Annotated in this window: 14 protein-coding genes, 2 pseudogenes and 1 riboswitch; of the genes and pseudogenes, 7 read left to right on the top strand and 9 right to left on the bottom strand. The window is 68.6% G+C overall.

The window, feature by feature from the left end:
- Positions 1–7: 7 nt before the first annotated feature.
- A complete protein-coding gene (locus AB8K43_RS13680; RefSeq protein ID WP_370894761.1) occupies positions 8–625 on the bottom strand; it encodes a uridine kinase in 618 nt (205 codons plus the stop codon).
- Between the two features lie 19 nt (positions 626–644).
- On the opposite strand from AB8K43_RS13680, the gene AB8K43_RS13675 reads away from it, so the two are divergent.
- Positions 645–1,271 carry a hypothetical protein gene (locus tag AB8K43_RS13675; RefSeq protein WP_370894760.1) on the top strand — a complete coding sequence of 209 codons (627 nt, stop codon included), beginning with the start codon at positions 645–647 and terminating at the stop codon, positions 1,269–1,271.
- 7 nt (positions 1,272–1,278) lie between these two features.
- Here the strand turns inward: AB8K43_RS13675 and AB8K43_RS13670 are convergent, their stop codons facing one another.
- From AB8K43_RS13670 to AB8K43_RS13660, 3 genes and pseudogenes are all read right to left on the bottom strand, one after another.
- Complete coding sequence (locus AB8K43_RS13670; RefSeq protein WP_370894759.1) at positions 1,279–2,955, bottom strand: phospho-sugar mutase; 1,677 nt, start codon at positions 2,953–2,955, stop codon at positions 1,279–1,281.
- A gap of 57 nt (positions 2,956–3,012) precedes the next feature.
- The gene (locus tag AB8K43_RS13665) at positions 3,013–3,840 is read right to left on the bottom strand and encodes a purine-nucleoside phosphorylase (protein ID WP_370894758.1); all 828 of its coding nucleotides are present in this window, start codon (positions 3,838–3,840) and stop codon (positions 3,013–3,015) included.
- Positions 3,841–4,067: 227 nt separating this feature from the next.
- A pseudogene (locus AB8K43_RS13660) lies at positions 4,068–4,202 on the bottom strand (spermidine/putrescine ABC transporter ATP-binding protein); the annotation flags it as partial.
- A gap of 86 nt (positions 4,203–4,288) precedes the next feature.
- On the opposite strand from AB8K43_RS13660, the gene AB8K43_RS13655 reads away from it, so the two are divergent.
- Positions 4,289–5,689, top strand: a complete 1,401-nt coding sequence (locus AB8K43_RS13655; protein ID WP_370894757.1) for an NAD(P)H-quinone dehydrogenase — start codon at positions 4,289–4,291, stop codon at positions 5,687–5,689.
- A 52-nt stretch (positions 5,690–5,741) separates the two neighbouring features.
- Positions 5,742–6,170 (top strand): pyridoxamine 5'-phosphate oxidase family protein, encoded by a 429-nt coding sequence (locus AB8K43_RS13650; RefSeq protein WP_370894756.1) that lies wholly within the window; start codon positions 5,742–5,744, stop codon positions 6,168–6,170.
- A gap of 10 nt (positions 6,171–6,180) precedes the next feature.
- On the opposite strand, the gene AB8K43_RS13645 is transcribed toward AB8K43_RS13650, so the two are convergent.
- Together AB8K43_RS13645 and AB8K43_RS13640 are read right to left on the bottom strand one after the other, a co-directional pair.
- Complete coding sequence (locus AB8K43_RS13645; RefSeq protein ID WP_370894755.1) at positions 6,181–7,593, bottom strand: MFS transporter; 1,413 nt, start codon at positions 7,591–7,593, stop codon at positions 6,181–6,183.
- A gap of 29 nt (positions 7,594–7,622) precedes the next feature.
- A complete protein-coding gene (locus tag AB8K43_RS13640) occupies positions 7,623–9,398 on the bottom strand; it encodes a biotin carboxylase N-terminal domain-containing protein (protein ID WP_370894754.1) in 1,776 nt (591 codons plus the stop codon).
- A gap of 98 nt (positions 9,399–9,496) precedes the next feature.
- Between AB8K43_RS13640 and AB8K43_RS13635 the strand changes: the two genes are divergently transcribed.
- Positions 9,497–10,378 carry an aldo/keto reductase gene (locus AB8K43_RS13635; protein WP_370894753.1) on the top strand — a complete coding sequence of 294 codons (882 nt, stop codon included), beginning with the start codon at positions 9,497–9,499 and terminating at the stop codon, positions 10,376–10,378.
- A gap of 324 nt (positions 10,379–10,702) precedes the next feature.
- Here AB8K43_RS13635 and AB8K43_RS13630 read toward each other — a convergent pair whose 3' ends face one another.
- The gene (locus AB8K43_RS13630; protein WP_370894752.1) at positions 10,703–11,017 is read right to left on the bottom strand and encodes a multidrug efflux SMR transporter; all 315 of its coding nucleotides are present in this window, start codon (positions 11,015–11,017) and stop codon (positions 10,703–10,705) included.
- A 13-nt stretch (positions 11,018–11,030) separates the two neighbouring features.
- A riboswitch (guanidine-III (ykkC-III) riboswitch) is annotated at positions 11,031–11,097 on the bottom strand.
- Positions 11,098–11,195: 98 nt separating this feature from the next.
- On the opposite strand from AB8K43_RS13630, the gene AB8K43_RS13625 reads away from it, so the two are divergent.
- Complete coding sequence (locus tag AB8K43_RS13625; protein ID WP_370894751.1) at positions 11,196–11,480, top strand: ArsR/SmtB family transcription factor; 285 nt, start codon at positions 11,196–11,198, stop codon at positions 11,478–11,480.
- Positions 11,480–11,812 carry a hypothetical protein gene (locus AB8K43_RS13620; RefSeq protein ID WP_370894750.1) on the top strand — a complete coding sequence of 111 codons (333 nt, stop codon included), beginning with the start codon at positions 11,480–11,482 and terminating at the stop codon, positions 11,810–11,812. The genes AB8K43_RS13625 and AB8K43_RS13620 overlap by 1 nt, the downstream gene beginning before the upstream one ends.
- A 92-nt stretch (positions 11,813–11,904) precedes the next feature.
- Here AB8K43_RS13620 and nucS read toward each other — a convergent pair whose 3' ends face one another.
- Both nucS and AB8K43_RS13610 read right to left on the bottom strand, forming a co-directional pair.
- Complete coding sequence (gene nucS / locus AB8K43_RS13615; RefSeq protein WP_370894748.1) at positions 11,905–12,591, bottom strand: endonuclease NucS; 687 nt, start codon at positions 12,589–12,591, stop codon at positions 11,905–11,907.
- Positions 12,592–12,607: 16 nt separating this feature from the next.
- Positions 12,608–12,745: pseudogene (locus AB8K43_RS13610) on the bottom strand (endonuclease); the annotation flags it as partial.
- 213 nt (positions 12,746–12,958) lie between these two features.
- On the opposite strand from AB8K43_RS13610, the gene AB8K43_RS13605 reads away from it, so the two are divergent.
- On the top strand, positions 12,959–14,110 hold the full coding sequence (locus AB8K43_RS13605) for a 3-hydroxyacyl-CoA dehydrogenase NAD-binding domain-containing protein (RefSeq protein WP_370894747.1): 1,152 nt from the start codon (positions 12,959–12,961) through the stop codon (positions 14,108–14,110).
- Positions 14,111–14,151: the final 41 nt, after the last annotated feature.

Raw genomic sequence — 14,151 nt, 5'->3', positions numbered from 1 at the left:
GCGACGCTCAGTCGGAAGGGGTGAGCGCGCGTTCGACCTCGCGGGCCCGGGCGGCTCGGCAACCAAGGAGCACGTCGCGGGCGATCACCCGAGGTTCCTCCCGCATCAGCAGGATGCCGCGCTTGACCAAGGTGGCCGGGGGTTTGCGTCGCTCGCGCAGGTCTCGGGCGAGGCGAAGGGCGAAGGTGACCCCTCGGCGGTGGCGCACGCACCATGCCGAGTGCAGCAGGCCCCGCGACCTCAAAGTCGGGACGATCTCGGCGGCAAAGATCCCCTCGGCGAGGATCAACCCCCTTCCATCGCTCACCACCTCACGAGTGTCGACCGCGGTGCTCGTGGAGATGTCGTAGACCGGTGTGTCGGTGCGCCCGGTCGTGACGAGGCGCGTGAGTGCGTCGACGGCGGCCTCGCCGTCCCAGGCCCGAGGGTCGTCCCAGTCGGGGATCCCGAGTTCCTCCTGGATCGGCAGCTCCGGATCGTCGCCATTGCGATAAAAATCGTCCAGGCCGACGACGGGCCATCCGTAGCGAGCGCTGAGGCGCGCGGCGAGGCGCGACTTCCCGGAGCCGCTCGGGCCGGAGAGGATGACGATGCGGCCGGTGCGGGTCGTCGGCGGGGTCGTCACAGCCCGATATCTTAGGCGGATGCCCGAGCACCCCCGATGGTCCCCTGCTCGCGTCACGCTGCGTCAGAACTCGACGATGGTCAGTGGCCTCTTCATGATCGTGGTCCTCATCCTCTTCGCGGGCTGGCAGGCGATCGGTGGCGGATCGCAGCGCATGGTCTTAGGTTCGCTCGCGATCGCGATCCTCAGCTACCTCATGATGGTCGCGCCGCGCGTCACGCTGCGCGACGAGGGCGTGGTGGTCCACAACCCGTGGCGCGAAATCCGGATCCCGTGGGGGCGGTTGGACTACGTCGGGAGCGGCTGGACCCTGGCCTTCAGCGCCGAAGATCGGCGCCACGAATCCTTCGCGATCACCTCCCAGGCGAGTTTTCGCTCGCGGACCGGGCAGGTCGAAGGGGGGATCCTGGGGCACTCCGAACCGGTCGGAGGCGAGATCGCACCGGGCGGGCGGATCCGGGGTCGCGTCACCCCCGGGCGCGCCGCGGCCGTCATCGAGCAGGCCCAGCAGGAGTGGCTCCGCGGGCTAGGAGGCGAACCGGGCGTGATGGGCGAAGGGGAGCACGCTCTCGCGCGGTGGCACCCCATGTCGCTCGCGCTCACCGTGACGATGATCGTCTTCGTGGTGCTCGCGATCGTCGCCTGAGCTCGGGCTACCGCCCGTCCAGTGCGGTGAGTTCTGCCATCGCCTCGCGCAGCCGACCGAGCCGCTCGCCAGCGATCCAGCGGGCGTGGTCGAGACCCTCGTCCCGGACGTACTCGATGGCCTCGAGGTAGATCTTGACCTTCGGCTCGGTGCCCGACGGCCGGACGATCACCCGCGAGCCGTCGACGAGATACCACCGCAGGCCATCGGTCGGGGGCAGGGCGCCCCCTTCGTTGAGATCGTCGAACTGCGCGACGTCGACCCCGGCGATCTGCTGCGGCGGGTTCTCCCGCAGGCGGCGCATGACGGTTTCGATCTGCTCGAGCTGGTCGACCCGGACCGAGAAGGAGCCGGATGCGTGCGCGCCGTACTGACGGTGGAGGTCGTCGAGGACATCGAGGACGCTGCGGCCCTGGGCCTTTAAGATCGCGACGAGTTCGGCGATGAGAAGGGCGGCGCTGATGCCGTCCTTGTCCTTGACCCGGCGCGGGTCGACGCAGTAGCCGAGCGCCTCTTCGTATCCGAAACGCAGGCCCGGCACGCGGGCGATCCACTTAAAGCCGGTCAGGGTCTCGACGTGATTGACGCCGACGGCCGCCGACATCGCGGCGAGCAGGCGGGAGGAGACGATCGAGCAGGCGAGGGACTCGTCGGGTTCGACACCGCCGACGATGATCCGCGAGCCGAGGAGCACACCGAGTTCATCGCCGCTCAGCAGGCGCCAGCCGCCATCGCGATCGCGCACGGCCGCCGCGCACCGATCCGCGTCCGGGTCGTTGGCGATCAGGAGATCCGCCCCCGACTCACTCGCCTGCGCGAGCGCGAGGTCAAGTGCGCCGTCCTCTTCGGGGTTGGGGAAGGCCACGGTGGGGAAGTCGGGGTCCGGTTCGGCCTGCGCCGCAACGGTTTCCGGGGCGGGGAAGCCCGCCCGGTCGAAGGCGGCGAGCAGGGTCTGGGTGCCAACCCCGTGCATCGCGGTGTGCACGATCGACACCTCCCGCGCGCTGTGGGGGTCGATCACCTGGGTGACCCCGTCGAGGTACGCCTCGACGATGTCCTCACTGAGGACCTCCCAGCCCGCGTGGGCGCGCGGGACCGAGGCGACGGACTCCACCTTCGCGATCTCGGCGGCGATCTCGACATCGGCAGGCGAGACGATCTGGCTCCCGTCGCCGAGGTAGACCTTGTACCCGTTGTCCTGCGGCGGGTTGTGGCTCGCCGTCACCATGACGCCAGCGTCGGCGCGCAGGTGCCGCACCGCGAAGGCGAGGAGCGAGGTCGGGAGGGTCCGGGGGAGGAGCATGGCCCGCCCACCGGCGGCCGTCACGACCCCGGCGGTGTCCCGCGCGAAGTCGGCCGAGCCGTGGCGCGCGTCGTAGCCGATGACGACGATCGGCTCGGGAATGTCTTTTTGCAGGTGGGCCGTGAGGCCCGCCGCCGCGCGGATCACGACGGCGCGATTCATCCGGTTGGGACCCGCGCCGAGCGCGCCCCGAAGCCCGGCGGTCCCGAATTGCAACATCCCGGAGAAGCGGTCTTCCAGATCGGCGACGGCCTGCGCGTCGCCCCCTTCGGCCGCCTCGATCACGGCCGTCAACTCGGCTCGTGTGGTCTCGTCAGGATCGTCGGATGCCCACAGCCTCGCGGTCGCGGTGAGGTCATCGAGTGCGGCGGGGGTGGGCATTCCGTCCTCCTGGTGTGCGTGGCGGCCCTGGTAGCGAAACATGATGCTGATGCCTGATCAGAGGCGCGTGACGATGGCGGCGAGGAGCTGGCCGCAGCGTTCGGCGGCGGCCTTGCCGGCCTCGACGACCTCCTCGTGAGAGAGCGGGGTCGGGGAGACGCCGGCGGCGGGGTTGGTGACGAGCGAGACGCCGAGGATCTCCAGGCCCGCCTCGCGCGCGGCGATGGCTTCGAGCGTGGTGGACATCCCGACGAGATCGCCGCCGAGGATGCCTGCCATCTTCACTTCGGCTGGGGTCTCGTAATGCGGCCCCCGGAACTGCACGTAAACCCCTTCATCGAGGCTGGGGTCGACCTCGCGCGCCAGATCGCGCAGGCGCTTGGAGTACAGGTCCGTCAGGTCGATGAAGTTCGCGCCCTCGATGGGGGAGGTCGCGGTGAGGTTGAGGTGGTCGCTGATCAGCACCGGCGTCCCCGGACCCCACTCGGGACGCAGGCCACCGCAGCCGTTGGTGAGCACGATCGTCGAGCAGCCCGCGGCCGCGGCGGTGCGCACCGCGTGAACCACCGCGCGGACTCCCTTCCCCTCATAGAAGTGGGTGCGCGTCCCGAAGACGAGGGCGCGCTTGTCGCTGCCGCTGATCGCGATCGAGCGCATCACGCCCGAGTGGCCGGCCACTGCGGCCTTGGCGAAGCCCGGCACCTCGGCCTGCTCGATGCTCGTCACCGTCTCGCCGATGAGTTCGGCGGTCGTCCCCCAACCCGAGCCGAGCACGAGCGCGACATCGTGACGCTCGCGGCCGGTGCGCTCGGCGATGACCTCGGCCGCCTCCTTCGCCAGCTTGAAGGGGTCGTCGGTCGCCTGAACTTCGGTGTTCTCGCTCACCACGCCAGGCTATCGGTGCCTACCGACTCCTGCCCAGGTCGGTGCACCTGCACCTTTCCAGGTCGCGGAAACGGTCATCGGACGCGGATCTTTCCCCGCCCGTTGACCGCTTCCGGGGCGCCGAAGGGGGTCAGCCCGCGATCGCGAGGGCGGCGTCGCCACGCGGTCGCACGGTGACGGGATCACCGGGAGCGAAGCTGGCCAAATCGGTGTTGCCCACCTAGATCGAAGAGGGTGGTGGTCCCCACCTCGAGTTGGATCCGTCGAATCTCGTCGCGCAGTTGCCCGCGGACCTTGGCATCGAGCGCGGAGAGGGGCTCGTCGAGGAGCAACACCTGCGGGTCGATGGCGAGCGCACGGGCAGGGCAAATGGTGAAGAATCACCCGCGCCACGTGTGACCTGAGGCACGCCCCCCTTCGCGGCGATGGTTGGATAAGGGGCGTGAATATGCGCGGGACGAAGGTAGTCATCCTCGGTGGAGGCCCAGGTGGATATGAGGCTGCCCTCGTGGCGGCGCACCTCGGCGCGAATGTCACCGTCATCGATCGGGACGGCCTCGGCGGCGCTGCGGTCCTGACCGACTGCGTCCCGAGCAAGACTCTGATCGCGACTGCGGACTACATGTCCGAGTTTGAGACTGCCCACGAGCTCGGGGTGCACCTGCAGGACCAGGAAGGCGACGACGTCAGCGACGCGCACGCGCATCTCGCCGAGATCAACCAGCGCGTCCTCGATCTCGCCGCGGCTCAGTCGGCCGATATCTCCAAGCGTCTCGAAGAGGTCGGCGTGCGGATCGTGCGCGGCAGTGGTCACCTCGCCTCGCCGACGTCTGTGGTGGCGACGACCGAAGAGGGTCAGGAGGAATTCACCGCCGAGGTGGTCCTCGTCTCGACCGGCGCCACCCCGCGTGTCCTGGCGAGCGCCGTGCCCGATGGTGAGCGCATCCTCACCTGGCAGCAGATCTACGAACTCCCCGAACTCCCCGAGCACCTCATCGTCGTGGGCTCTGGTGTGACCGGCGCCGAACTCGCCCAGGCCTACCTTGGGCTCGGCACCCGCGTCACCCTCGTCTCCTCGCGCGATCTCGTCCTGCCGGGCGAGGACCAGGACGCGGCGGCCGTCATCGAAGAGGTCTTCCGTCGCCGCGGCATGGAGGTCCTGAACCGCTCCCGCATGGCCGGGGCCGAGCGCCGCGGCGATGGAGTCGTCGTGCACCTCGAAGACGGCCGCGAGATCGAGGGCTCACACGTCCTCATCGCGGTCGGGGCCATCCCGCAGACCGCAGGCCTTGGCCTCGAAGAGGTCGGCGTCGAACTCACCGAGTCCGGCCACATCAAGGTCGACCGCGTGTCGCGGACGACGGTCCGGGGGATCTACGCCGCGGGGGACTGCACCGGCGTCTTCGCGCTCGCGTCGGTCGCGGCGATGCAGGGTCGGATCGCGATGTCGCACGCCCTCGGCGACGCGGTGTCCCCGCTTGACCTCGACGCCGTGAGCGCCAACGTCTTCACCGATCCGGAGATCGCGACGGTCGGGCGCAACGCCGCCTCGATGGCCGGTGTCGCCGCCGTCGAAGAGGTGATGATGCCGCTCTCGACGAACCCGCGCGCGAAGATGCTCGGCATCAACGAGGGCTTCGTGAAGATGTACTGCGCGAAGGCCTCGGGCGTGATCCTGGGCGGCGTGATCGTGGCGCCGCGCGCCTCGGAGCTGATCTTCCCGATCGCGCTCGCCGTCCAGCACCGGCTGACCGTCGACCAGGTCGCCGGGACGTTCACGGTCTACCCGTCGCTCACCGGCTCGCTCGCCGAGGCCGCCCGCCGCCTTCACCCCACCCGGACCAACTGACGAAGCGGCCGATAGGTTAGGTCGGGTAGGCGGTATCGAGGAGGAGCCCGACATGACCGACAGTGACGTCGTCGTTCGCGATCTCACGGTAGATGAGTGCTGGGATCTGCTGCGGCAGAACAGTTTTGGACGCCTGGCCTATCACCTGCGGGGACGCACCACCATCGCGCCGGTTAACTACGCCATCGACGGCGACCGGATCGTGTTTCGGACCGCCGAGGGCTCGAAGTTCTATGCGCTCAAGGTCGAGGACATCGTCGCCTTCGAGATCGACGAACACGACGGCCGGACCGCGTCGAGCGTGGTCACCCAGGGCAAGGTCACCGAGGTCGTCGATGACGATGAGCGGGCCGAGGTCACGATGAACCTCCGCCCCTGGGTGCGCACCGAGAAGAAGCACGTGCTGGTGCTCGACGTCCTCGAGATCAGCGGCCGGTCCTTCGTCCTGGACCCAGCGGCGACCGGCGCTGATCGGGCGTAGCCGCTCCCCGTTAGCGCGGGTATCCATCCAGCGCGCCCCGACGCAGGATCGGTAGGCACGCCACGGCGGCGAGCGCCGACGCCAGCGCTGCGAGCGCAGTGACCAACTGCAATCCACCGAGCGAGGGAGTGACGGCCAGCACCGCCGAAGGGGGCGAAGAGGCCGCGCTCACCGCGAAGATCGCGGCGGTCCCGGCACTGGCAGCCGAGGTGCCGATCGAGCGCAGCAGCGTATTGAGCCCATTGGCTTGGGCGCTCTCGGCCGCGGGAACGACACCCATGATCAGGGTGGGCAGGCCCGAGAAGGCCAGGGCCGAACCCGCGGCCACAAGGGCCGCGCCGATCACGATCTCGGCGACGCTGTGCGTCAGCCAGATCCGGGCGCCGTAGGCGAGCGCGCTCAGTAGCGAGCCAGCAAGGATCGTCATGACCGGCCCATAGCGCCGGGTAATTTTTGCCGACACCGGAGCCATCAGCCCGAAGACCGCCGCGCCCGGCACCATCCACAGCCCCGCGTGCATCTCACTCAGCCCCTGCCCGTAGGGCGTCGACGTCGGTGCTTGCAGCGCCTGAGATGAGATCAGCATGTTGGCAAACATCGTGAGGCCCACGAGGAGCGAGACCACGTTGGCGATCACGACCGGCAGCGTCGTGGAGGTGCGCAGATCGACGAGCGGGTCGCGCACGCGGTACTCCCACGGCACCCAGAGTAGGAGGAGTGTCACGGCGAGGGTGATCGCCACGATCGTGCGCGGGTCGCGGATCCCCCAGAGGGCCCCCTTCGAGACGAGCAGCAGAAGGGAGGTGAGCGCGCCACCGAGGAGTACTGCGCCCACGACATCGAAGCGCCCGCCCGCGGGTCGCGGCGTGGGATGCACTAGCCGATGCACGGCGACGAAGAGCGCCGCGGCGAGCAAGGCGGGCACCCAGAAGGTGCCGCGCCACGATAAGTGCGCGGCGACGAGCCCTCCAAGAGGCAGTCCGACCGCCGCGCCGAAGGCCAGTGACGCACTCATCAGGGCGACCGCCACGGGCACGCGAGACGGCGGCAGTTCGTCGCGCATCGTCGCGATGCCGACGGGGATCAGCGCGAGTCCGATCCCCATGATGAGTCGCGCCACGACCAGAAGGGGGAACTGCTCGACGAGGCTCCCGAGCGTGCCGCCGACGGTGACTGCCGTGAGCGAAATCAGCAGCATCAGCCGCTTGCCGCGCATGTCCGCGAGGCGCGCGAGGATCGGCGTCGAGACGGCGCCGGCGAGCAAGGTAGCGGTGAGCAGCCACGTGCTGTTATCCGAGGTCGTCCCGAGCAGATCTGGCAGCAGCGGGAGCAGCATCGTCTGCTGCAACGACACGACGGTGCCGCAAAGGGCGAGCACCGCGACCACGAGCGTGTCGTGGCGGGGCTCGCCCTCAGCGATCACCGGGGCGGTGATCCGCCCCGTTTCGGTACTCAGGCGTCCTTGATCTCGCACAGGACCGCGCCATTGGCGACGGTCGCGCCGACCTCGGCCTGCAGTCCGGTGACGACCCCGGCCCGGTGGGCGTTGATCGGCTGCTCCATCTTCATCGCCTCGAGGACGACGACGAGGTCACCTTCGGCGACCTCCGCCCCTTCCTCGACGGCGATCTTGACGATGGTGCCCTGCATCGGCGCGGTGAGCGAGTCACCGGACGCCGCTGCGCCCGCTTTACTGCCGCCGGAGCGCTTGGGGGCCTTCTTCTTCGCCGCGCCACCGCCGCCACCGCCGAGCGAGAGGCCGCCGGGCAGGACAACCTCGAGGCGCTTGCCGCCCACCTCGACGGTGATCTTCTGGCGCTCCTCGGCCTCTTCGCCCTCGGCAGCGTCGCCGGAGTAGGGCTCGATGGTGTTGTCGAAGTCGGTCTCGATCCAGCGGGTGTGGACCTTGAAGGGCTCGTTGGGGTCCTCCGGCGCGAAGTCCGGGTTGCTCACGACCGCGACGTGGAAGGGGGTGACCGTCGGCATGCCCTCGATGACGAGTTCGTCGAGGACGCGGCGGGAGCGCTCGATGGCCTCGGTGCGGTTGCGGCCGGTGACGATCAGCTTGGCGATCATCGAGTCGAACGCGCCGGCGATCGTGTCGCCCTCGACGATCCCCGCGTCCCAGCGCACGCCGGGACCCTCGGGGACGGTCATCGTGGTGACGGTGCCGGGAGCGGGCAGGAAGCCGCGACCGGCGTCTTCACCATTGATCCGGAACTCGATCGAGTGAGCGTGCGGCTCGGGGTCGTCGAAGCCCAGCTCCTCGCCGTCGGCGATGCGGAACTGCTGGCGGACGAGGTCGATGCCGGTGACCTCTTCGGTCACGGGGTGCTCGACCTGCAGGCGGGTGTTGACCTCGAGGAAGGAGATGTCCCCGGCCGGACCGACGAGGAACTCGCAGGTCCCGGCGCCGACGTACCCGGCGCCCTTCAGGATCTCCTTGGAGGCGCGCACGAGTTCGGCGTGCTGCTCATCGGTGATGAAGGGGGCGGGCGCCTCCTCGACGAGCTTTTGGTTGCGACGCTGCAGCGAGCAGTCACGGGTCGAGACGACGACGACGTTGCCGTGCTGGTCGGCGAGGCACTGGGTCTCGACGTGACGCGGGTGGTCGAGGAAGCGCTCGACGAAGCACTCGCCGCGACCGAAGGCGGTGACCGCTTCGCGCACGGCCGAGTCGAACAGCTCGGGGATTTCCTCGATGGTGCGGGCCACCTTCAGGCCGCGACCGCCACCGCCGTACGCCGCCTTGATCGCGACCGGGAGGCCATGCTCCTTCGCGAACGCGACGACCTCGTCGGGACCCTCCACCGGGTCCTTGGTGCCGGGGACCAGCGGGGCGTTGGCCTTCAAAGCGATATGGCGCGCCTTGACCTTGTCGCCGAGCGAGTCGATCGCCTCCGGGCCCGGGCCGATCCAGGTCAGGCCGGCGTCGATGACCTTCTGGGCGAAGTCGGCGTTCTCAGCAAGGAAGCCGTAGCCGGGGTGGACCGCGTCGGCGCCGGACTCCTTGGCGACCTCGAGCAGCTTGTCCTGCAGGAGGTAAGAGTCACCGGGGGTCGAACCTCCGAGCGCGTAGGCCTCGTCCGCGACCTTCACGTGGAGTGCGTCGCGGTCGGGGTCGGCGTAGACGGCCACGGAACCGATGCCGTGGTCCTTACATGCGCGGGCGATACGCACGGCGATCTCGCCTCGGTTAGCGATGAGTACTTTGCTGATGGGCGCCATACGCGCGAGCCTATCGCGCGGTGCAGACCGATGACTCCACCGGTCGCCGCGAGGAGAAGGGGGTGCCTTGGGGCGCGTCCTCTTCGTAGGGTGGAGGCATGACCAACCCCCCTTCTGACCTGACCGAGCACTCCACTCACTCCCTTCGCACCCCGACGAACGCGGTCGAGATCCCCTCGCTGGGCTACGGCGTCTGGCAGGTGCCCGACGAGGTGGCGGTCGATGTCGTCGGCCTCGCGGTAGACGCGGGTTACCGCCACGTCGACACCGCCCGGATCTACGGCAACGAGGCCGGGGTCGGTCAGGCGCTGTCGCAGATGTCGGTGCCGCGCGAGGACGTCTTCGTCACAACGAAACTGTGGAATGACGACCAGGGCGGGATCGACACGGTCCGTGCCGCCCTGACCGGCTCCATGGAGCGGCTCGGTCTCGACGTGCTCGACCTCTACCTGATCCACTGGCCGGCGCCGCGCGCGGGCCGCTTCGTCGAGACCTGGCAGGCCATGCGCACGCTGCGCGACGAGGGCCTCATCCGGGCCATCGGTGTCTGCAACTTCGGGCCCGAACACCTCACCGCGCTCCACGAGGAGACGGGGGAGTGGCCCGCGATCAACCAGGTCGAGCTCCACCCCTACCTGCAGCAAAGCGAACTGCGCGCCTTCCACGACGAGCACGGGATCGCCACCGAGGCGTGGAGTCCGCTTGGACAAGGTGGCGAGCTCCTGCACGATCCGGTCGTCGAAGAGGTGGCCGCTCGCCACGGGGTGACTCCGGCGCAGGCCGTGATCCGCTGGCACCTGCAGATCGGCAATGTCGTGATCCCGAAGTCGGTCACCCCGGAGCGGATTCGCTCTAACCGGGATGTCTTCGGCTTCGCCCTCGACGAGGCAGACCTCGCCGCCTTCGCGGGCCTCGACGTCGCCGACCACGGGGGCCGGATCGGTCCGGACCCGAGCGATTTCCACCTCGGACTGGAGTAGCCGAGCCCAACGACGGCCTGCCGGGGGTGCGCAGTGGCGCACCCTCGGCAGGCCGCGCGTGAAGGTGGGGTGCTGGGGGCGCGGAGCAAGGCACCTTTGGCAGGCCGCGCGTGAAGGGGGGTGCTCGGGGTGCGAGGTGGCGCACCTTCGGCAGGCCGCGCGCGAAGGCGGGGTGTTGAGGGTGCGAGGTGGCGCACCTTCGGCAGGCCGCGCGCGTGAAGGTGGGGTGCCCGGAGTGCGAGGCGCCGCACCTTCGGCAGGCCGCGCGTGAAGGGGGGGGGCTCGGGGTGCGGAGCTATGCACCCTTGGCATGCCGGCCCGGCGTCAGTGGGTGAGTTTCAGCCCGATGATGGCCCCGATGAGGACTGCGATGAGTGCGGCGCGGACCAGGGAGAAGGGCTCAGTCCCGGTCGCCATCGCGTAGGCGACGGTGAGGGCGGCCCCAATCCCGACCCAGATCGCGTACGACGTGCCCACCGGGAGGGTTTTCATCGCGTAGGCGAGGCCGACCATCGAGGCGACCAGGGCGACGGCGAAGATCGCCGACGGCACGGGCTTGGTGAAACCCTCGGATTTGCCGAGGGCGGTGGCCCAGACGGCTTCGAGGACACCGGAGGCAATCAGGACGATCCATGGCATGACGGCGCACACTCCTGGGCCGTCTTGTCGCTGACCGGGTACGGCGCCCCTCGTCCGGGAGCCCCTCCGTGGGGCTCTGCAGGGAGGATTTCACACCGGCGTTGGCACAGCCACTTACCCAACCGGGAGTGGTTCTCACTCCTAAACATATGCACAGGTCTTCATGTATGGTGAAGGGGTGGATGAGTGCATCGAGCAAGCCGCCAGCCTGTTCAAGGTGCTCTCGTCCCCGGTCCGGCTCCGGATCATCGTTCGGCTCCATGAGTCGCCCATGGCCGTCCAGGAACTCGCCGAGGCAGTCGGCGTCTCGCAGACGCTGCTGTCTCAGCACCTACGGGTCATGCGGATGGCCGGACTCGTCCGCGCCGACCTCGACGGGCGGCATCGCACCTATCGGATCACCGATGAGCACGTGTCTCACATCGTGCTCGACGCCATTTCTCACTCGAAGGAAGAGCACTGATGAGCCACCACGACCTGCACGCGAACCACAAGGCCCACACCGACCACGACCACGAGCATGGCGAGGGCTGCGGCCACACCGCGATCAAGCACCTCGACCACACCGACTACGAGCACGACGGCCACCTGCACCACAAGCACGACGGCCACTACGACGACTGCGACACCTGCCAGTGCGAGAACTGTTCGGATGAGTGCGCCAAGTGCACCTGCACCGACTGTTCCTGCAAGACCTGCAACCACAACGTCTGCAAGTGCGAGAACTGCAACGACGCGTGCGCCAGCTGCGAGTGCACGAACTGCTCGTGCGAGACCTGCGAGCACGCCGCCTGAACCTCTTCGACTGCTGATTCGAGGTATCTCGCCGTCACCTATGACGGTGGGATACCTCGAATCGTATGAAGGGGGGAGCCGCTCGCCGCCGACTAGAAGAGGCGGTGCTCGCTCGAGTCGATGCCACGCAATTCGTCGTAGTCGAGCACGACGCAGCGGATCCCACGGTCTTCGGCGAGGGTGCGAGCCTGCGGCTTGATCACCTGCGCGGCGAAGACCCCGGTGACGGGGGAGAGCATCGGGTCGCGGTTCATCAGCTCGAGATAGCGGGTCAGTTGCTCGACACCGTCGATCTCACCGCGCCGCTTGATCTCGATCGCGACGCTCACGCCCTTCGCATCCTTGGCCAAGATGTCGACCGGGCCGATCGCGGTCATGTGCTCGCGCCGGATCAAGCGGTACCCCTCGCCGAGGGTGTGGATGTGCTCGGCAAGGAGGGCCTGGAGGTGGGCCTCGACGCCGTCTTTGACCAGGCCCGGATCGACCCCGAGGTCGTGGGTGATGTCGTGGAAGACCTCGTGAATCTTTACCCGCAGACGGTCGTCGGTCTTGGCGTGCTGGACGACCCAGACCGCGGTCACCCCTTCGGCCGCTTCCATCTCGTCGGGGGCCACCTCGGCCATCGCGCACGGCGGCGCCATCCAGTTGAGCGGCTTGTACGAGCCTCCGTCGCTATGGACGAGGACCGAGCCGTCGGCCTTGACCATCAGCAGACGGGTCGCCAGGGGCAGGTGGGCGGTGAGCCGCCCTTCGTAGTCGACGCTGCAGGTCGCGATCACNCGCCATCCAGTTGAGCGGCTTGTACGAGCCTCCGTCGCTATGGACGAGGACCGAGCCGTCGGCCTTGACCATCAGCAGACGGGTCGCCAGGGGCAGGTGGGCGGTGAGCCGCCCTTCGTAGTCGACGCTGCAGGTCGCGATCACCAAACGCACGCGCGCCACCCTAACCCGCGCCGCCACCCCCCCTCCCGTCCCGACTTTGCTTAAGCAACTCCTCGTTGCTTACCCACGAGGGTGAGCAACGAGGAGTTGCTTAAGCAAAGTCAGGAAAGGGGAGAGGGCCAGGGAAGGGGGAAGGGGGAGACGTGGCGACTCTCACGCCGAACCACCCTGCCGCGGGCCGGTCGTCACTGCGAGGATCGAATCATGGCTATGGACTCCCGCGCGCTCGCTGATTCGCTTGTTTATCCCTACCTCAACCACGCCGCCTCGATGTACGAGGAGCGGTACGCCACCGCGACCGACATCGATAACGGCATGCGCTTCGGGTGTGGCCTTCCGGTCGGACCGCTCGCGCTGATCGAGCAGATCGGCGCCGAGCAGGTGCGCGACGCACTGGCGGCGACCTACGCCGAGAGCGGCGACCCCTTGCACCAGCCGCGGCCGGTCTTCGACACCCTCGGTGAGGCTCAATCCGATGAGGCCGGGACCGATGAGGCCGCGACCCCGCGCACCATCGAGACCGTCGGTGTCGTGGGCTCGGGCACCATGGCGACCGGCATCGTCGAGGTCTTCGCCAAGGCCGGCTACCCCGTCACCTACGTGGCGCGGACGCAGGACAAGGTCGACGGGGTTTATGCCGCGATCGAAAAGTCGCTCGCCAAGGCCGTCAGCCGCGGCAAGATGGAACAGGGCGATGCCGACGCCGTCCTCGGTCGCCTGACCGGCGCCACCGAGCGTGAGGCGCTCGGCGATGTCGACCTCGTCGTCGAGGCGATCGCCGAGGATCTCGAGATCAAGACCGAGCTCTACAAGGACCTCGACCGGATCTGTAAGCCCGGCGCGATCCTCGCGACCACTACCTCGTCGCTGTCGATCACCGACCTCGGCCGGGTGACCTCCCGCCCGCAGGACGTCGTCGGGATGCACTTCTTCAACCCGGCCCCGATCATGAAGCTCGTCGAGGTCATCCACACCGAGGACACCGGCGCCGACGTGCTCGCGACGGTCATGGATCTGTGCGCCTCGGTCGGCAAGGTGGCCGTGCGCTGCGGCGACCGCTCGGGCTTCATCGTCAACGCCCTGCTCTTCCCGTACCTCAACGACGCGATCAAGGCCCACGAGGCCGGCCTCGGCACGATCGATGAAATCGATGAGGCGATCAAGGAGCACTACAGCTACCCCATGGGCCCCTTCGCCCTGCTCGATGTCGTCGGGCTCGATGTCTCCCTGGCGATCCAGGAGGAGCTCAAGGCCGAGTTCGGGCACGAGGGCTTCACCCCGGCGCCGACGCTCGTCGAGCTCGTCGAAGCCGGCAAGCTCGGCCGCAAGACCGGCGAGGGCTTCCGCACCTACTGACGACCGCGCAATGAGCGCGAAGGGGGAGAGTCACCACAGCC

It is taken from the genome of Janibacter sp. GXQ6167, assembly GCF_041365945.1.
Lineage (GTDB): Bacteria > Actinomycetota > Actinomycetes > Actinomycetales > Dermatophilaceae > JBGFSK01.
The sequence above is the reverse complement of the archived record's forward strand: the minus strand, read 5'-3'. Positions and strand labels throughout refer to the sequence as shown.